The 15,551-nt window shown below is 59.4% G+C and carries 11 protein-coding genes and 7 pseudogenes; 10 read left to right on the top strand and 8 right to left on the bottom strand.

Annotation, left to right across the window (positions count from 1 at the left end; translation table 11 throughout):
• Window positions 1-328 precede the first annotated feature (328 nt).
• A pseudogene (locus tag SOPEG_RS16495) lies at window positions 329-1,243 on the bottom strand (U32 family peptidase C-terminal domain-containing protein); the annotation flags it as partial.
• Between the two features lie 77 nt (window positions 1,244-1,320).
• On the opposite strand from SOPEG_RS16495, the gene SOPEG_RS16490 reads away from it, so the two are divergent.
• Entirely contained in the window at window positions 1,321-2,244 is a 924-nt protein-coding gene (locus SOPEG_RS16490) for an IS5-like element ISSoEn1 family transposase (RefSeq protein ID WP_025246173.1), read from the top strand.
• Window positions 2,245-2,298: 54 nt separating this feature from the next.
• Here the strand turns inward: SOPEG_RS16490 and SOPEG_RS16485 are convergent.
• The 5 genes and pseudogenes from SOPEG_RS16485 to mdtD all read right to left on the bottom strand — a co-directional run.
• Window positions 2,299-2,769, bottom strand: a pseudogene (locus SOPEG_RS16485) (U32 family peptidase); the annotation flags it as partial.
• Between the two features lie 185 nt (window positions 2,770-2,954).
• Window positions 2,955-3,212: a YegP family protein gene (locus SOPEG_RS25120; RefSeq protein WP_148297196.1), complete on the bottom strand. Its 258-nt coding sequence runs from the start codon at window positions 3,210-3,212 to the stop codon at window positions 2,955-2,957.
• 163 nt (window positions 3,213-3,375) lie between these two features.
• Window positions 3,376-4,083 (bottom strand): envelope stress response regulator BaeR, encoded by a 708-nt coding sequence (gene baeR, locus SOPEG_RS16475; RefSeq protein ID WP_025246170.1) that lies wholly within the window; start codon window positions 4,081-4,083, stop codon window positions 3,376-3,378.
• Window positions 4,076-5,329 (bottom strand): annotated as a pseudogene (gene baeS / locus SOPEG_RS26545) (envelope stress sensor histidine kinase BaeS); the annotation flags it as partial. The gene baeR and the pseudogene baeS, both read right to left, overlap by 8 nt.
• Window positions 5,324-6,756, bottom strand: a pseudogene (mdtD, locus tag SOPEG_RS25115) (multidrug transporter subunit MdtD); the annotation flags it as partial. The pseudogenes mdtD and baeS, both read right to left, overlap by 6 nt.
• Window positions 6,757-7,384: 628 nt before the next feature.
• Between mdtD and SOPEG_RS16465 the strand changes: the two are divergent.
• Window positions 7,385-8,340, top strand: a pseudogene (locus tag SOPEG_RS16465) (aldo/keto reductase).
• Here SOPEG_RS16465 and SOPEG_RS16460 read toward each other — a convergent pair.
• Complete coding sequence (locus tag SOPEG_RS16460) at window positions 8,337-8,516, bottom strand: hypothetical protein (protein WP_025246166.1); 180 nt, start codon at window positions 8,514-8,516, stop codon at window positions 8,337-8,339. The pseudogene SOPEG_RS16465 and the gene SOPEG_RS16460 overlap by 4 nt on opposite strands.
• A gap of 588 nt (window positions 8,517-9,104) precedes the next feature.
• Between SOPEG_RS16460 and SOPEG_RS16455 the strand changes: the two genes are divergently transcribed.
• The 8 genes and pseudogenes from SOPEG_RS16455 (at window position 9,105) to ureG (ending at window position 14,022) form a co-directional block, all read left to right on the top strand.
• Window positions 9,105-9,689, top strand: coding sequence for an urease accessory protein UreD (locus SOPEG_RS16455; protein ID WP_200867820.1), 585 nt, complete (start codon window positions 9,105-9,107; stop codon window positions 9,687-9,689).
• Window positions 9,690-9,693: 4 nt separating this feature from the next.
• On the top strand, window positions 9,694-9,894 hold the full coding sequence (locus SOPEG_RS28845) for a hypothetical protein (RefSeq protein WP_200867819.1): 201 nt from the start codon (window positions 9,694-9,696) through the stop codon (window positions 9,892-9,894).
• A gap of 10 nt (window positions 9,895-9,904) precedes the next feature.
• Window positions 9,905-10,147: an urease subunit gamma gene (ureA, locus tag SOPEG_RS16450; protein ID WP_025246165.1), complete on the top strand. Its 243-nt coding sequence runs from the start codon at window positions 9,905-9,907 to the stop codon at window positions 10,145-10,147.
• A 15-nt stretch (window positions 10,148-10,162) separates the two neighbouring features.
• Window positions 10,163-10,450 carry an urease subunit beta gene (locus SOPEG_RS16445; protein WP_038468957.1) on the top strand — a complete coding sequence of 96 codons (288 nt, stop codon included), beginning with the start codon at window positions 10,163-10,165 and terminating at the stop codon, window positions 10,448-10,450.
• Between the two features lie 26 nt (window positions 10,451-10,476).
• Window positions 10,477-12,181, top strand: a pseudogene (ureC, locus tag SOPEG_RS16440) (urease subunit alpha).
• A gap of 17 nt (window positions 12,182-12,198) precedes the next feature.
• The gene (ureE, locus tag SOPEG_RS16435; protein ID WP_025246164.1) at window positions 12,199-12,675 is read left to right on the top strand and encodes an urease accessory protein UreE; all 477 of its coding nucleotides are present in this window, start codon (window positions 12,199-12,201) and stop codon (window positions 12,673-12,675) included.
• Window positions 12,641-13,333, top strand: coding sequence for an urease accessory protein UreF (locus tag SOPEG_RS16430; RefSeq protein ID WP_236851829.1), 693 nt, complete (start codon window positions 12,641-12,643; stop codon window positions 13,331-13,333). Before ureE ends, SOPEG_RS16430 begins: the two co-directional genes overlap by 35 nt.
• Window positions 13,334-13,404: 71 nt before the next feature.
• Window positions 13,405-14,022: an urease accessory protein UreG gene (ureG, locus tag SOPEG_RS16425; RefSeq protein WP_025246162.1), complete on the top strand. Its 618-nt coding sequence runs from the start codon at window positions 13,405-13,407 to the stop codon at window positions 14,020-14,022.
• A 116-nt stretch (window positions 14,023-14,138) separates the two neighbouring features.
• On the opposite strand, the pseudogene yegD reads toward ureG, so the two are convergent.
• A pseudogene (gene yegD / locus SOPEG_RS16420) lies at window positions 14,139-15,485 on the bottom strand (molecular chaperone).
• Window positions 15,486-15,551: the final 66 nt, after the last annotated feature.

Here is a 15,551-nt window from a genome sequence, read left to right as displayed (position 1 = left end):
GTGCTTCCTTTGAGGCTGTTTCCTTGCTGAAATCGGAGGGTTGACCTCTTGCGGAGGCGGCATTTATTTAAGCATAGATACTATCTTGGGCCACGGGAAAGTCGAGCGCCGGCGAAAGGAATTATCCTGGTGGGCGCAAGGATAGCCGGTCGTGATAATCGTGAGGAAAAGGAATGGGAAAATAAAGTGCCAGTTCAAGGGAGGATGAGCTGGCAAAAGAGGTGGTCCTGGTGAGTAACTGGTCGTTGTTTTCCTTTTTTTCAACACATAGATTATACCCCATTCCCGTCCATGGGATTGTGACCCAATTCTAATTACCGGATAAAAATCAGGCGATGGCGGCGTCTAGCCTGCCGTGCGGCTGACGGGTGGTGGTACCGTCGAGATTGCGCAACAGCAGCGCAAAGCGTACATCGACCTCCGGCGGCACCGGCAGATAAATCGTATGGCCGTTACCCGGCGCGACCTCAATGGCTTCGTCTTGGCCGTTGGTCATACTTGCCACGGTAAAGCGAATATTGCCCTGCGGCGTCATCAGTTCGACGCTGTCGCCGCAGGAGAACTTATTTTTCACCCAGACTTCCGCCCGGTCGCCGCGGCGTTCGCCGCTGAATTCACCGACAAATTGTTGCCGGTCGGATACCGAGTAGCCATAGTCGTAGTTTTGCAGCTCCTGATGGGTATGGCGGCGCAAAAAGCCTTCGGTATAGCCGCGGTGGGCCAGCCCTTCCAGAGTCGTGAGCAGGCTGGGATCAAAGGGTTTGCCGGCGACGGCGTCGTCAATCGCCCGGCGATAGACCTGGGCCGTGCGGGCGCAATAGTAAAACGACTTGGTGCGCCCCTAGATTTTCAACGAATGTACGCCGATGGCTGCCAACCGTTCCACATGCTGCACTGCGCGCAGATCGCGGGAGTTCATAATATAGGTGCCGTGCTGATCCTCGAAGGCGGACAGGTATTCGCCAGGGCGTTGACCCTCCTCAAGCATGAAAACCTGGTCCGTCGGCGCCCCTTCGCCCAGCGGCGCATCAATTTCCGTTACCGGGATAGACGACGCGTGGACGATATTGCCCACCTCGTCTTCCTTACCTTCATGCACCTTGTATTCCCAGCGGCAGGCGTTGGTGCAGGTGCCTTGATTGGGATCGCGCTTATTGATATAGCCCGACAGCAGGCAGCGGCCGGAATAGGCCATACACAGCGCGCCGTGAACAAACACCTCGATCTCCACTTCCGGCACTTGGGGGCTTTGTTGAATAAATCGAACTTTTAGGTGACTGGCGGCTCTGATCACTACATTCGTTTCAACATCAGGTCCCCATGGCAAAGCAAAAGTTTAAAATCACCAACTGGCCCGCATACAACAATGCGCTCAGGCAGCGGGGGGACCTGACAGTATGGCTTGATGAGTCAGCCATTGCTGCATGGACTGAGAGTACATCACCTGAACATCGTGGCCGGCCACTTCACTATACCGATATGGCCATTACCACGGTTCTGATGATAAAGCGCGTGTTTAACCTTTCGCTCCGGGCGTTACAGGGTTTCGTTGACGCGATTTTTAAACTGATGGGGCTGTCGCTGCGCTGCCCAGATTACTCTCTGGTCAGCCGGCGAGCAAAAACCGTCGACATCAGCATAAAAACGCCAACCCGCGGCGAAATCTCACACCTGGTCATCGATGGCACCGGCCTGAAAATCTTCGGCAAAGGCGAATGGAAAGTCAGGCAGCATGGGGCTGAGAGGCGCAGAGTATGGCGCAAGCTTCATCTAGCAGTAGATAGCGCGACACATGAAATTATCTGTGCCGATTTATCGCTAAGCGGTACGACAGATGCGCAGGCGCTGCCCGGGCTGATTAACCAAACCCACCGGAAAATCAGGGAAGCGTCGGCTGACAGTGCTTACGATACGCGTTACTGTCATGATGCTCTGCTGAGGAAAAAAATAAAGCCGCTTATCCCACCGCGAAGTGGTGCGCAATATTGGCCAGCTCGATACCATGAGCGTAACCATGCGGTGGCAAATCAGCATCTGAGCGGCAATAACGATACCTGGAAAAAGAAAGTAGGTTATCACCGGCGTTCACTGGCTGAAACGGCCATGTTCCGGTTTAAAACACTTCTGGGTGGTCATCTGAGTCTGTATGACTATGACGCGCAGGTAGGTGAGGCTATGGCAATGGTCAAAGCGCTTAACCGGATCACGCTGTTAGGAATGCCAAACAGCGTCCGCATCATGTAACAATCGCCCTGATAGGGAGGAAGTCGTCACAAATTTCGGATTTATTCAACAAAGCGGCACTTGGGCGCGGATATCGCCTATCTCTTCCAAAGACAATTCCCGCGACAAAATGACGCGGCTCAGGCCGGCCTGTTGCCAAAATTTCACCGTAGCCCAGTTAACCGCATTGGCCTGTACCGATAAATGTATCGGCATGGACGGAAACGCCTCGCGAACCAGCATAATCAGGCCGGGATCCGACATAATCAGGGCATCCGGCCCCATGGCGATAACGGGCTCCAGATCGCGCAAAAAGGTTTTTAGCTTGGCGTTGTGCGGGGCGATATTCACCACAACGTAGAATTTTTTGCCCAACTGATGGGCTTGCGCGATGCCCAACGCCAGATTCTGGTGATTGAATTCATTATTGCGCACCCGCAGGCTATAGCGGGGCTGGCCGGCATAAACCGCGTCGGCGCCATAGGCAAAGGCGTAGCGCATATTTTTTAGCGAGCCGGCGGGAGAAAGTAATTCCGGTGTCAACATGGGTCTCTCGTCTGATGTCAGGTCAAGGCTGCCCTGCGTGGGCAGTATTGCGACGGCGATTTTAGCGCCTAAAGGAGAAAAAAGCAGGAGGTAATGGCGGGAAGGGCGGTTTTTCCGCCGGCGGCTTGATCCTGGACAATAAACGCCGCCGCGCACAACCAGACCGGCGCTGGGCGCCGGTCTGGCTAGTGGGTCATATCCTTGATTTCCAGGGTGATGGCAAGGGCCATCGCTGCCCTGATACCCTGTTTTGCCGCCTTGAGCGAATTATAAGGATCGCTGTGGCCTATAATCTGCTGATTTTTCCCGCACAGCACAAAATAAGCGGCGTCATCGCTGTTCTGTTTCAGTTCATAATTGGTTTCATCCGGCGCTACGTACCGGGCGAAAGTGATGGCATTCTCGGCGGAGGCTTTGCTGGAAAACGTTTCGCTGTGGAGAATAGTCTCACCATTGTTCCCTTTTAGATGAAAAAGGAAGTGTCCATTTCACACTTTTTGTAGCTCATAATGACCGGTTGACATACAAGCCCTCCTCTTCTGTTCGGCGCTTTCGCACTCTTGGCAGTATAGGAGAGGATTCTGAATTTCACCGTGGCTGAATCGGTTATTTTAACTCGCAGGGGGTCGATTCCCAGCGATAGCCCACGTCATAGACCGCCCGGATAAACGCCTCCTCCTCCGCCAGGCTCTCGAGCTTTCGGCGCAAGTTTTTGATATGACTATCAATCGTGCGGTCGGTCACCACCCGGTAATCGTCATACAGCTGGTTGAGCAAGGCTTCGCGGGAAAAGACTTTTCCCGGCGCGCTGGAGAGAATTTTTAAAAGCCGCAGCTCCGCCGGGGTCAAGTCCAGCGGCACGCCCCGGTAGCTGGCTTGGAAACGGCTCTCATCAATATGGAGCGCGGCGGCCTGTTCGGCGGGCGCGCGGCTACCGCTGCGCCGTAAAATCGCTTTCACCCGCGCCACCACTTCGCGCGGGCTATAGGGTTTGCAAATATAGTCATCGGCGCCGATTTCCAGCCCGAGCAGGCGATCGATTTCCTCGGTTTTCGCGGTGATCATGATCACCGGCACGTCGGAGAAGCGCCGCAGGTCGCGGCACACGCTTAAACCGTCGCGGCCCGGCAGCATGAGATCGAGCAGCACCAGGTCGGCGCGCTCCGATTGCAAATAATCGATGACGCCGTCGCCGCGGGTGAGCCAGTGCGTGCGGTAGTCCGCCGCCTCAAGGTAATCCACCAGCAATTGTCCCAGTTTGGGCTCATCTTCCACTACAAGGATAATCGGCGCAGCGGTTGTGTCTTCAGTCATAGACGGTTACGGGTCTGGGGTCGAGGGGTAATTCTAGCGTGATTTGCAACCCGCCTAAAGGCGAATCTGCGGCGCTGATTTGCCCGCCGTGCGCGTCGACGATGTTGTGACAAATCGCCAGACCCAGCCCCGATCCCCCGCTGGCGCGATTGCGTGACCCTTCCGTGCGGTAAAAACGTTCAAAAATATGCGGCAGCTGGTGCGGTTCCACGCCCGGCGCGCTGTCGAAAAAGCGCAGGGTAAGCGCGCCGTCGTCCACGTCGCCCACGACGCGCAACTGACCGCCCTCATCGGTATAGCGCAGGCTGTTCTCCAGCACATTATGGAATAATTGGCTCAGACGTTCAGCATCGCCGAATACCGTGAGCGACGGCGGCAACTGCTGGCTGAGCGCAATGTTTTTTAGCTGAAAATGGTCGGCGAAACCCTCCAGCGCCCTTTCCAGCAGCGGCATCAGGTCCAGCCTGGCTTTGCGGTAACTCAGCGCCCCCGAATCCGAGAGGGAAAGCTGATGCAGATCCGCCACCAGTTTGGTAAGCAGTGCCACCTCCCCCAGCAGCGAGCTCAGCGATTCCAGCCCGGCACGCCTGACGCCGTCCTGCAACGCCTCCAGTTCGCCGCGCAGCACCGCCAGCGGCGTGCGCAGCTCGTGGGACACATCGGCCATAAACGCCCGGCGCGTGGCCTGATTTTTTTCGAGCGTCATCGCCAGCAGGTTGAAATCCCGTGCCAGCTGGCCTAACTCATCGCGCGAGCTTTCCGGCACGCGGGCCGAGAAATCGCCGGCGGCCAGCCTGTGGGTCGCTATAATGAGACGTTTAACCGGCGCCAGCAGACCGCGGGCGGTGAACCAGGCCGCCGCCGCCGCCAGCAGAGCGGCCAGGGCCACGATAAGCCAGCTGGTACGGCGCTGCTGAGTGTCGAAGGTAATATCGGCGTTGCGGGTCAGCCGCTCTATTGGTGTGGACACCAGCCAGCCGACGATTTGGCCATCGGCGCGGATAGCATAGCGCGGCCCTTCAGCGGGCGGAGGACCGGACGGGCCGACCAGTTTACGCTGGCGGTTATCCAGCACCCAAATCTGCGTGCGCCAGCCATGAGGCGGTAAATCGCGTCTCTCTTCGGCGCTCTGCTCAAATGAGCGCAGCAGCTGATACACCAGCCGCTGATTATTATGTAGAAATTCCTAACTGCCGTGCAGGGCGTACTGCTCCGCCAGTGCGTTGCCGAGCAGGCTTATACGCTGGGCGAGCGTCGCGTTTTGTCCGCTATCCGCCGGCACGCGTGCGAAAACCAGCGCCGGCAGCGCAATCACCACCGCCATGCACAGGTAGGTAGCGATAAAGACGGCATGCATATTGGTGCTGCCGTCCAGGGTATGGGCCGGTACAAACAGACCAAGCAGTATGCCGGCAATGGTGACCCCGAGGCTCATTGACAGCTGCATAACCATCGACAATAGGCTGTTGCCGCCGCTGGCCAGCGAATCCGGCAGATCTTTCAAGGTCAACGTATTCATTGAGGTAAAACGCATCGCATTCACCACCCCTTGCAGCACCACCACCACGGGAATCGCGTATAGCCAGCTCGCCAGGGCGACCAGGGGAAAAAGCAGATTAATCACCGCCAGTCCCAAGGTGGCGCCGGTCAACACATGCCGATAACCGAACCGATTAACGATTTGCACTATCAGCCGTTTGGTGCCTATGCTGCCGATGACCATCGGTATCATCATCAGCCCGGCGTGAAAGGGGCTAAAGCCGAGACCCAACTGCAAAAACAGCGGCGTCATGATCGGCAGCATGCCGCTGCCGATCCGCCCGAGTAAACTGCCGGTCAGGCCCAGGGAAAAAGTAGGCGTGTCAAACAGACGCAACGTAAACAGGGCATTGTCGTTGCCGCGTGCGTGCAGGTAATAACACAGCAGCGCCAGCACGCCGACCACCAGCGCCGTCACGTTGGCCAGGCTGATATCCAGGCTCTTATGCCCGTCAAGCGCCAGCGTCAACGTCGCCATGCCCAGCGCCAGCAGCAGGAAGCCGCCAAAATCGAAACGTCGGGTCTGCATGGTGTAATTGGGCATCAGCCACCAGGTCACCATGGCGCCGATAATGCCCACCGGCAAATTGATGAGGAATATCCAGTGCCAACTGGCGTACCCCACTAAAAAGCCTCCCAGCGCCGGTCCTACCAGCGGTCCAATCTGGCCCGGCAGAGTGACGAAGGCCATCGCCGCCATATACTGCGGCCTGGGGACGATTTTCATTACCGTCAGCCGGCCAACCGGCACCATCATCGCGCCGCCAACCCTTTGCATGACCCGGGACATCACCAGCTCTTGCAGGCTGGTGGCGCGCGCACACAGCAGCGAGCCCAGGGTGAACAGCACAATGGCGCTGAAAAACACCTTTTTCACCCCGAAGCGATCCGCCAGCCAGCCGCTGGCGGGCAGCATTACCGCGACCGTCAACACATAGCTGACGATGACGGAATGCATGCGCAGCGGGCTTTCGTTGAGGCTGTGCGCCATCGAGGGCAGGGCGGTATTGACGATAAGTGGTATCGTGTTTGCATGAAAAAGCCGAACGCTACGGTCCAGAGCTGCCAGCGCACCGTGGCGGATTGAGCGGGCGGTGTGTGTTCTGTGCGGGAACGAAACAAAAGCCTGAACATAAAACGCGATTACCCCTCTTAGAACGTGGGCGACGGAACGCCGGCGGTGCTGTTGCGCACAGAGTGTATCAAAAAAATAGCCCTTGGCGGCAGGGGCGCCGCCCACCGCGCTCGCGGCTATGCCGCCGGACAGGTTTCGCCGGCAGGAGCACAATGCATCCCGCCGATAGTGGGATGCGTTGTCGCGGACCTGGCCGTTTTCGCGGTGCACGTTCATCGCACTGTAAAATGATAATAAGTGTAGCCAATGGGCTTAGGAGAAAAATGGAGGAAATAAGGAGGTCTCTTCCGGCGTCCAGGGCCGCGCTCATCAGCCCCGCGTTTGGCGCGGCCGGCGCTCGCGCGAAATCCGAACCCCCAGGCTCGGTGGCGAGGATCGGGTTGTGGTTAATGGGTTCCGGGCGCTGCGCTGATGCGCGGGAGCGGTAATAGGTTGTTGCGCGCCCTTCATCGAAGCCGCGATTGGCTATTAATAAGGTAACGTCTGGGCCTAGGGCGAACAGGGCCAAACCTGTCATGCGGACACGGCTCATGGTCACGCCAAACGGGGCGGTGAGTGCCGGGCGTGGACGAAAGCGGTTTTGCCGGGCAAACCCGGTCGGTGTCAACGCTAAATAAGGAGAGGGCGATGGAACAAAGAACACTTGGCCGTTCAGGTCTGCAGGTGCCTAAGCTGGCCTTCGGCGGGAATGTTTTTGGCTGGACCGTCGATCGGCCCACCTCGTTCAGTATTCTCGATGCGCTGTTGGACAACGGACGGAATTTTATCGATACCGCCGATGAATACTCCCACTGGGCGGCGGGCAACCAGGGCGGTGAGTCGGAAACCCTCATCGGCGAGTGGTTAAAAAAGAGCGGCAACCGCGATCGGATCAATCCTGGCCACCAAAGTCGGCATGCCGATGGGCGCCGGTAAGAAAGGGTTATCGGCAGCCTACATTCGTCAGGCTGTGACCGATTCGCTACAACGGCTGCAACCCGAGTATATCGATCTTTACCAGGCGCATACCGATGACGCTTCGGTGTGCCTCGAGGAAACGCTAAGCGCTTTCGATGCGTTGATCAAAGAAGGGAAGGTACGGGTTATTGGCGCCTCCAACTACAGCGGTGTGCGTCTGGCCGAGGCGTTGCGCATTAGCGAACAAAACAGTTTAGCCCGCTATGACTGCCTTCAGCAGGAATTCAACCTCTACGATCGGCGTTCGTTTGAGTAAGATCTACAACCGGTCGTGGCCGCCCATGGCGTCGGGGTTATCAACTATTATGCGCTCGCCAGCGACTTCTTAAGCGGGAAATACCGCGCGAAAGAGGACGCCGGCAAAAGCGCGCGCGGCGCAACGGTTATCGAACGCTATCTCAATGCGCGCGGGATGCAGATCCTGCAAGCGCTAGACGCCATCAGCGAAGCCTATCGGGTGACGCCGGCCCAGATAGCGCTGGCCTGGCAGATGAAGCATCCCACTATGTACCGCACCGATTGCCAGCGCAACGTCGCTGGCGCAGCTCGCGGAACTGGCGGAGGCGACCCGGTTAACCCTCAGCGACGAGGATTATCGCACCCTGGATGAGGCCAGCGCGGGCTAAAACAGCTTCACCGTCAGGTCGGCGGGCTGCTCGCGTCCATGTTTGAGCAAGTGATCGAACGCTTTTTCCGCTCTGATCAGTGCCTGCAAAAATTCCGCCGGCGATAAACGTTCCGAACGGCCGGTCATATACGCCAGCGCCAATTCCTTTGCTTGATAACGGGAAAAATTATACATAACGCGCACCTGTCCACATCCGGGTAAAAACGGTTTGGGCGCGCCGAACCCCGCGGCCGAGCCGCGGCAGGACAATCACCCGCTTAAGAAAACGGCTCTATGATAGCGCAACGGCGACGCCCTGCGGATGGCTTATACGAATAGATTCAATCGTTAAAGCTTATGACGCCGTCGCGCGCGTTGAACGCATCTGACCGCCCCGCGCGTCGCAACGACGCGGCGAGCGAGCATGCCGATGGACGCTGGAGCTATTAAGGAATGCCGAAGGGCAGGCGGCCGGGAGGCGGAAATCCGTTTCCAGCGCATCCTTGCGGTAGGTGGTCTGGCGGGGCCACGCAGGAGAAAAGGACTTTCGCGTCATTATGGGGCGTTAAGTCCCCGTGCGATCGTTTGGGGTGCGTGGCGTGCGACTTTTTGGTGCGGCCGCCTTTGCCGCCGCGCCTCCGCCGTCTTGCCCCCGCTGGATCAGAATTTGCATCTCGCCCTGCCATTAGCGCATTTCCAGGATGTAAAAACCGCATGACTCACCCGCCACCCGCCGCCGCGACGCTCTCCGCCAACCTGTCTGAACCGGACCCAACCGAGTGGTTGGGCGAGCTGTCGCTGGATTTCAGCGTACGTGACGGACGTACGCTGCTGAGTCGCCGGCGCCATCGCGGGCCGTTTACCGTGCAGTGGCCGTTCTATCCCGAGGATGGCTTACCCCACGTTTATCTTTTGCATCCTCCGGGCGGCGTGGTCGGGGGCGACAGGCTTTATCTGAATGTGACCTTAGCTGCCGGCAGCCGGGCGCTGCTGACCATGCCCGGCGCAACGAAATTCTACCGCAGCGCCGGCGCGCAGGCGGCGCTGCGCCAGCGTTTTACCCTGGGAGCCGACAGCGCGCTGGAGTGGTTGCCGCAGGGAAATATTTTCTTTCCCGGAGCGAGGGTGAGGATGCAAACCGACTTCACCCTCGCCCCGGGCGCGCGGCTTATTGGTTTTGAAACGCTGTGCTTTGGCCGCCCGGTAATGGAGGAGCGTTTTGGCGAGGGTGAGCTCGATACGCATTTGCGCATCACGCTGCCCGACGCCGCCGGGCTGATGGAACGATTGCGCGTAACCGGCCCCGAAGCTGGGAAAAATCGGGGGCTACCCGCTGTGCGCTACCTTTTTTGCCGTACCGGCGGATGAGGCGATGCTCGCGCAAACGCGGGCGCTCATTGCGTCGGCCGGGATCAAAGCGGCGGGGGCCACGCGCTTTGAGACGTTGCTGGTGGTACGCGCGCTTGAGGAGGATAACCAGCGGTTACAGGGAATGCTGCACCGGATGTGGTCTGCATTACGCCCCGGCATTATGGGACGAGACGCGGTGGCGCCGCGGATCTGGTCGACGTGAGGAATTTGGCATGCAATTAACACCCCGAGAAAAAAACAAACTGTTACTGTTTACCGCCGCGTTATTGGCGGAGCGCCGGAGCGCCGGCGCGCGCGATGACCGTACCGTCGCCGAACTCATGAGCCTGGGGCGGGAGGTGCTGACCCACGAGGAGGTGATGGAAGGGGTTGCCGACATGATCCCCGATGTCCAGGTGGAAGCGACCTTTCCCGACGGCACCAAGCTGGTGACGGTTCACGACCCGATAATCTGACATGAGAAAAGCGCAATGATCCCAGGTGAAATGCGTATCGCCGCGGGCGATATCGAACTGAATGCCGGTCGTCCGCGTGTCACGGTAACCGTCGCCAATCATGGCGATCGTCCGGTACAGGTCGGCTCCCATTTTCATTTTTACGAGGTCAACCCGGCGCTGAAATTTGACCGTGTCGCGGCCCGTGGCTGTCGGCTGGATATCGCCGCCGGCACCGCGGTACGTTTCGAGCCCGGCCAGGCGCGGGATGTTCAACTGGTGCCCTACGACGGCAAGCGGGAAGTGTATGGTTTTCGCGTGTAAATCATGGGCAAATTGGAGCCAAAGACATGAGCCATATTTTGCGGCGTGCTTATGCCGATATGTTCGGTCCAACCACCGGTGACGCTGTACGGCTGGCGGATACCGATTTGTGGGTGGAAGTCGAGCAGGATTACACCTGTTACGGCGAAGAGGTGAAGTTTGGCGGCGGAAAGGTGATTCGCGACGGGATGGGGCAGGGGCAAATGACCGCGGCGCACTGTGTCGATCTGGGGCTCACCAATGCGCTGATTATCGATCATTGGGGGATTGTGAAAGCGGATATCGGCGTCAAGGACGGGCGTATTCTGTGCATTGGTAAAGCCGGTAATCCAGATGTGCAGCCGGGCGTCACGGTGCCAATTGGCACCGGTACCGAGGTCGTGGCGGCGGAGGGAAAGATTGTTACCGCCGGCGGAATCGATGCGCATATTCACTTTATTTGCCCGCAGCAGGCGCAAGAGGCGCTGTGTTCCGGCGTGACTACCCTAATTGGCGGCGGTACCGGCCCGGCGGCCGGCACTAACGCCACCACCTGCACGCCGGGCCCCTGGTACCTGGCGCGCATGCTACAAGCGGCGGAGGCGTTGCCGGTCAATATTGGTTTTACCGGCAAAGGCAATGCCTCGCTGCCGGCGGCGCTGGAGGAGCAGGTGCTGGCGGGCGCTATCGGGCTGAAGCTGCATGAAGATTGGGGGACCACCCCGGCGGCGATTGATTGCTGCCTTGGCGTGGCGGACCGCTATGATGTCCAGATCGTTATCCACACCGATACTCTCAACGAAGCGGGTTTCGTCGAGGATACGCTGGCGGCGATCGGCGATCGGACCATCCATACCTACCACACGGAAGGGGCGGGCGGCGGCCACGCGCCGGATATTATCCGCGTTTGCGGTGCTGGCAATATTCTTCCGCCGTCCACTAACCCCACCATGTCCTATACGATCAATACGATTGATGAGCATCTGGACATGCTGATGGTTTGCCACCATCTGGATGCCGGCATCGCCGAAGACGTGGCGTTTGCTGAATCGCGTATTCGTCGTGAAACCATCGCCGCCGAGGATATATTTCACGATCTGGGCGCCTTTTCGATGCTATCTTCCGACTCCCAGGCGATGGGGCGAGTCGGCGAGGTTATCCTGCGCACCTGGCAGGCGGCGCACAAGATGAAGCAGCAGCGCGACGCGCTGCCGGAAGAGCGCGGCGATAATGATAATTTTTGCGTCAAACGCTATATCGCTAAATACACCATCAACCCGGCCCATTACCCACGGTATCGCCCATGAAGTTGGGTCTATCGCGCCGGGGAAACTGGCGGATCTGGTGCTCTGGTCGCCGGCGTTCTTTGGTGTCAAACCCGCGTTGGTCATCAAAGGCGGCATGATCGCCACCGCGCCCATGGGCGATCCCAACGCCTCCATTCCCACGCCGCAGCCGGTGCATTATCGGCCGATGTTTGGCGCGCTGGGTGGCGCCCGGCACGCGACGCGCATGACTTTTATGTCCGCGGCGGCCCGCGCGCAGGATCTGCCCGCGCGGCTTGGGCTCGCAAGCCTCATCGGCGAGGTGCGCGAGTGCCGCACGGTGCGCAAAAAGGACATGATTAACAACCACTGACAGCCCACTATCGAGGTGGATGCGCAGACTTATCAGGTGCGCGCCAACGGTCAACTATTGACCTGCGAACCGGCCGCGGTGCTGCCGATGGCGCAACGCTATTTTCTTTTTTAAACCGACAGGATCTGCGGATGATTGTATTGACCCAACGCCTTGACCATGCCCACGCCGTCACCGCCAGCGCGCCGCTGGCGCTGGATACGCGGTTAAAAAGCCGTGGGCCTATCCGTCTGGATGACGGGCGGGAGGCGGGGCTGTTGCTGCCCCGCGGCCATCTGTTGCGCGGAGGAGACCTGCTTGCCAACGATGACGTCAGCGAAGTGGTGCGCATCATTGCCGCCCCCGAAACCGTTTCCACGGTAATCGCCGGTGATGGCCTTCTGCTGGCGCGCGTTTGCTACCATCTCGGCAACCGGCATGTGCCGCTGCAAATCGCTGCCGGCTGGGCGCGCTACCAGCACGATCATGTGCTGGATGACATGGTGCGCGGCCTGGGGGCCGAGGTGAGCGTCGAGCAGGCGCCCTTCGAGCCGGAAGCGGGTGCCTATCAAAGCACGCCGCACGACCATGGGCATGGACACGGGCATGCACACCTCCATCAACACTGAATTTGACGATCCCGGCGCGCTGCTGCGCCTGATGCAGTTGATAAGCCCCAGCTTGCCGGTAGGGGGATTTACCTATTCTCAAGGGCTGGAGTGGGCGGTAGAGTGCGGCTGGGTCAACTCCCCCGCGGCATTCGCCCGCTGGCAGCAACAGCTCATCGACGATCAGCTCAGTTGCCTGGATTGGCCGCTGCTAAAGCGTTTATATCTGTGTGCGCGCGAACAGGACGATGCCGGCTTTGCCCGCTGGGCGGCGATGGCGGTAAGCTGTCGCGAAACCCATGAGCTGCGGCTGGAAGAGCAGCAGCGTGGGCAAGCGCTGGTGCGGTTGATGGCGCAGTGGCCGTCGCTGCCGCTAACGGCGGATCGCTTGCCGGCGCTGCAACAAAGCGGACTGGCGGCGCTCGCCTGGTTAGGGTGCCAGTGGCGGATACCGCTAGAGCCGCTGGCGCTCGGCTTTGGCTATAGCACGTTGGAAGGGGCGGTAATGGCGGGCCTGAAATTGGTGCCCTTCGGTCAGCAAACGGCCCAGGGATTGCTGGCGGCGGCCTGGCAACGCGCCGCTTCCCTGGAAGACGAGGCGCTGGGCGGCAGTTTTCCGTTGCAGGTCATCTCCTCCGCCTGCCATGAAACACAATATTCACGTCTATTCCGTTCCTGACCGTCCACGCCGTCCATGAGGCGCCGGCACGATGCAGGAACGGTATGTTAACTCGATTGCAGGGAGTCAAGATGGCACACTACAAACAACCGCTGCGCGTCGGCGTCGGCGGACCGGTCGGCTCGGGTAAAACCGCGTTATTGGAAGCCTTGTGCAAAGGGATGCGCGATCGCTACCAGCTGGCGGTGGTGACTAACGATATTTATACCAAAGAAGATCAACGTATCTTGACCGAGGCCGGCGCGCTGGAGGCGGAGCGTATCGTTGGTGTGGAAACCGGCGGCTGTCCCCATACCGCTATCCGCGAAGACGCCTCGATGAACCTGGCGGCGGTGGACGAACTGGCGCGCCGGTTCGGCAATCTGGATATTATCTTTGTGGAAAGCGGCGGCGATAATCTCAGTGCCACGTTCAGCCCCGAATTGGCGGATTTAACCCTTTACGTCATCGATGTGGCCGAGGGGGAAAAAATTCCGCGCAAAGGCGGGCCGGGCATTACGCGTTCCGATTTTCTGGTGATTAATAAAATCGACCTGGTGCCCTATGTGGGCGCCTCGCTGGCGGTCATGGCGAGCGATACCGACCGTATGCGCCCCCAGCGTCCCTGGGCGTTTACCAATCTGAAAACCGGCGAAGGGCTGGAGGCTATCATCGATTTTATCGTTAAACAGGGCATGCTGGCGGGGTAATTTACGTTACCGGCGCCGCCGCCTCTCAACCCCTGCGAATAAAGGGCGGCGGCGCGGAGGTCGGTCAGGGGCGCGGGCCGCCGCCGTAGGCACCGCCAGAGTAAAACGCCGGGGCATCAGGCGCGGAATTGACGCTGCGCCCAACGCGCCAGCCCGGCGGTGATGGAGCCGAAATCATCGCCGCCGGCGAGCGGGATCCCCGGCAGACTGTCCGCCAGCGCCTGACGCAGCAGCGGCGAACGGGCTCTGCCGCCGGTCAGGTAGACCACATTGGGGCGCGTTGCGCCTCCTTGCGCCAGCACCGCGTCGACCTGCTCCAGGATCCGCTGCAAAGGCTGCTCGATGGCCTGCGCCAGCAGCGTTGGATTGAGTTCAGTGCCCAGCCCTGGTTGAATAAAATTCAACTCCGCTCTCGCCCGCGGCGCGGATGAAAGCGCGATCTTGCTCTCCTCCGCGCTTTTCACCAGCCGATAGCTTAACCGCTGACGGTAAACTTTCAGCAGTGCGCCGAAGACCTCGGGCTCGGCCGCATCGCGCAGCAGCAGGCCATTCGCGCTGCTGTAAAACTCGCTCTGGGCCGGAATATCGTTGATGGCCACCGCCTGCCAGAAGGGCAGCGCCGGCAATGCCAGACCTTTGTCCATCGCGCCGCCCATCCCCAATAGCGGCATCAATTGTTTGAACGCCAGCATAATATCCAGATCGTTACTGCCCACCCGGCAGCCGCTGTGGCCAAGCAAGCTATGCTGTCTATCGCGCAGCTCGCGCCATTTTGGCCCCATCAGCAGCAATGAACAGTCGGTGGTGCCGCCGCCGATATCCACCACCAGTACCCGGGTTTCCGCGCTTAGGCCGGCTTCAAAATCCCACCTCGCCGCGACGGGTTCGTATTGAAAAGCCACCTCCGTAAAGCCCGCCCGCGGCGCCGCGCGCTGTAATATACCCCGCGCCTGGCGGTTGGCTTCATCTCCGCAGGGGCCCTGGAAATTGATCGGCCGGCCGATCATCGCCTGGGTTATCTCTGCCTGCACTTGCGCCTTCGCCTGACGCTTGATATGGCACATCATGGCGCACACCAAATCCTCGAACAGGGCAATTTGCGGCGGCTTTAAACCATTGGCACCAAGAAACGATTTTGGCGATTTGATGAAATAGCTGTCCTCCGGATCGGCTATATAGCTGGCCAGCGCCTGTCTACCGAATTGCAGACTATGGTCACGCAGCTAGATCCCCTCTTCGCGGTTAAACCGTATCGCCCGCGCCAGCAGCTGCTGGCTCTCGTCGCTGCCGGTGGGGATGTGCCAGATGCGGTGCAGATATTCGCTGACCGCTTCACGCGTGGGCGCGCTGAGCATCGAGGCCATATAGGGTGAGTCGCCATCCAGCGGTAACAGCCGCGGCGTTTTCTCCGTCATGACCGCGACCGAACAGTTGGCGGTGCCGTAGTCAAAGCCAATAAACATTGCTGCCTCCCATGCCGTTGAGGCGGGAGACTTTAGCGCAAAGCGGCCGGGGTCACAATCCCGCAT

This window comes from Candidatus Sodalis pierantonius str. SOPE (genome assembly GCF_000517405.1).
In the GTDB taxonomy this organism is placed as follows: Bacteria; Pseudomonadota; Gammaproteobacteria; order Enterobacterales; family Enterobacteriaceae; genus Sodalis_C; species Sodalis_C pierantonii.
The sequence above is the reverse complement of the archived record's forward strand: the minus strand, read 5'-3'. Positions and strand labels throughout refer to the sequence as shown.

Coding starts and splice junctions, on each gene's coding strand:
- ureG (WP_025246162.1), top strand. CDS start 13,405: ATGGCACACTACAAACAACCGCTGCGCGTCGGCGTCGGCGGACCGGTC.
- SOPEG_RS16430 (WP_236851829.1), top strand. CDS start 12,641: ATGGACACGGGCATGCACACCTCCATCAACACTGAATTTGACGATCCC.
- SOPEG_RS16445 (WP_038468957.1), top strand. CDS start 10,163: ATGATCCCAGGTGAAATGCGTATCGCCGCGGGCGATATCGAACTGAAT.
- SOPEG_RS16490 (WP_025246173.1), top strand. CDS start 1,321: ATGGCAAAGCAAAAGTTTAAAATCACCAACTGGCCCGCATACAACAAT.
- SOPEG_RS28845 (WP_200867819.1), top strand. CDS start 9,694: ATGCTCGCGCAAACGCGGGCGCTCATTGCGTCGGCCGGGATCAAAGCG.
- SOPEG_RS16460 (WP_025246166.1), bottom strand. CDS start 8,516: ATGTATAATTTTTCCCGTTATCAAGCAAAGGAATTGGCGCTGGCGTAT.
- baeR (WP_025246170.1), bottom strand. CDS start 4,083: ATGACTGAAGACACAACCGCTGCGCCGATTATCCTTGTAGTGGAAGAT.
- ureE (WP_025246164.1), top strand. CDS start 12,199: ATGATTGTATTGACCCAACGCCTTGACCATGCCCACGCCGTCACCGCC.
- ureA (WP_025246165.1), top strand. CDS start 9,905: ATGCAATTAACACCCCGAGAAAAAAACAAACTGTTACTGTTTACCGCC.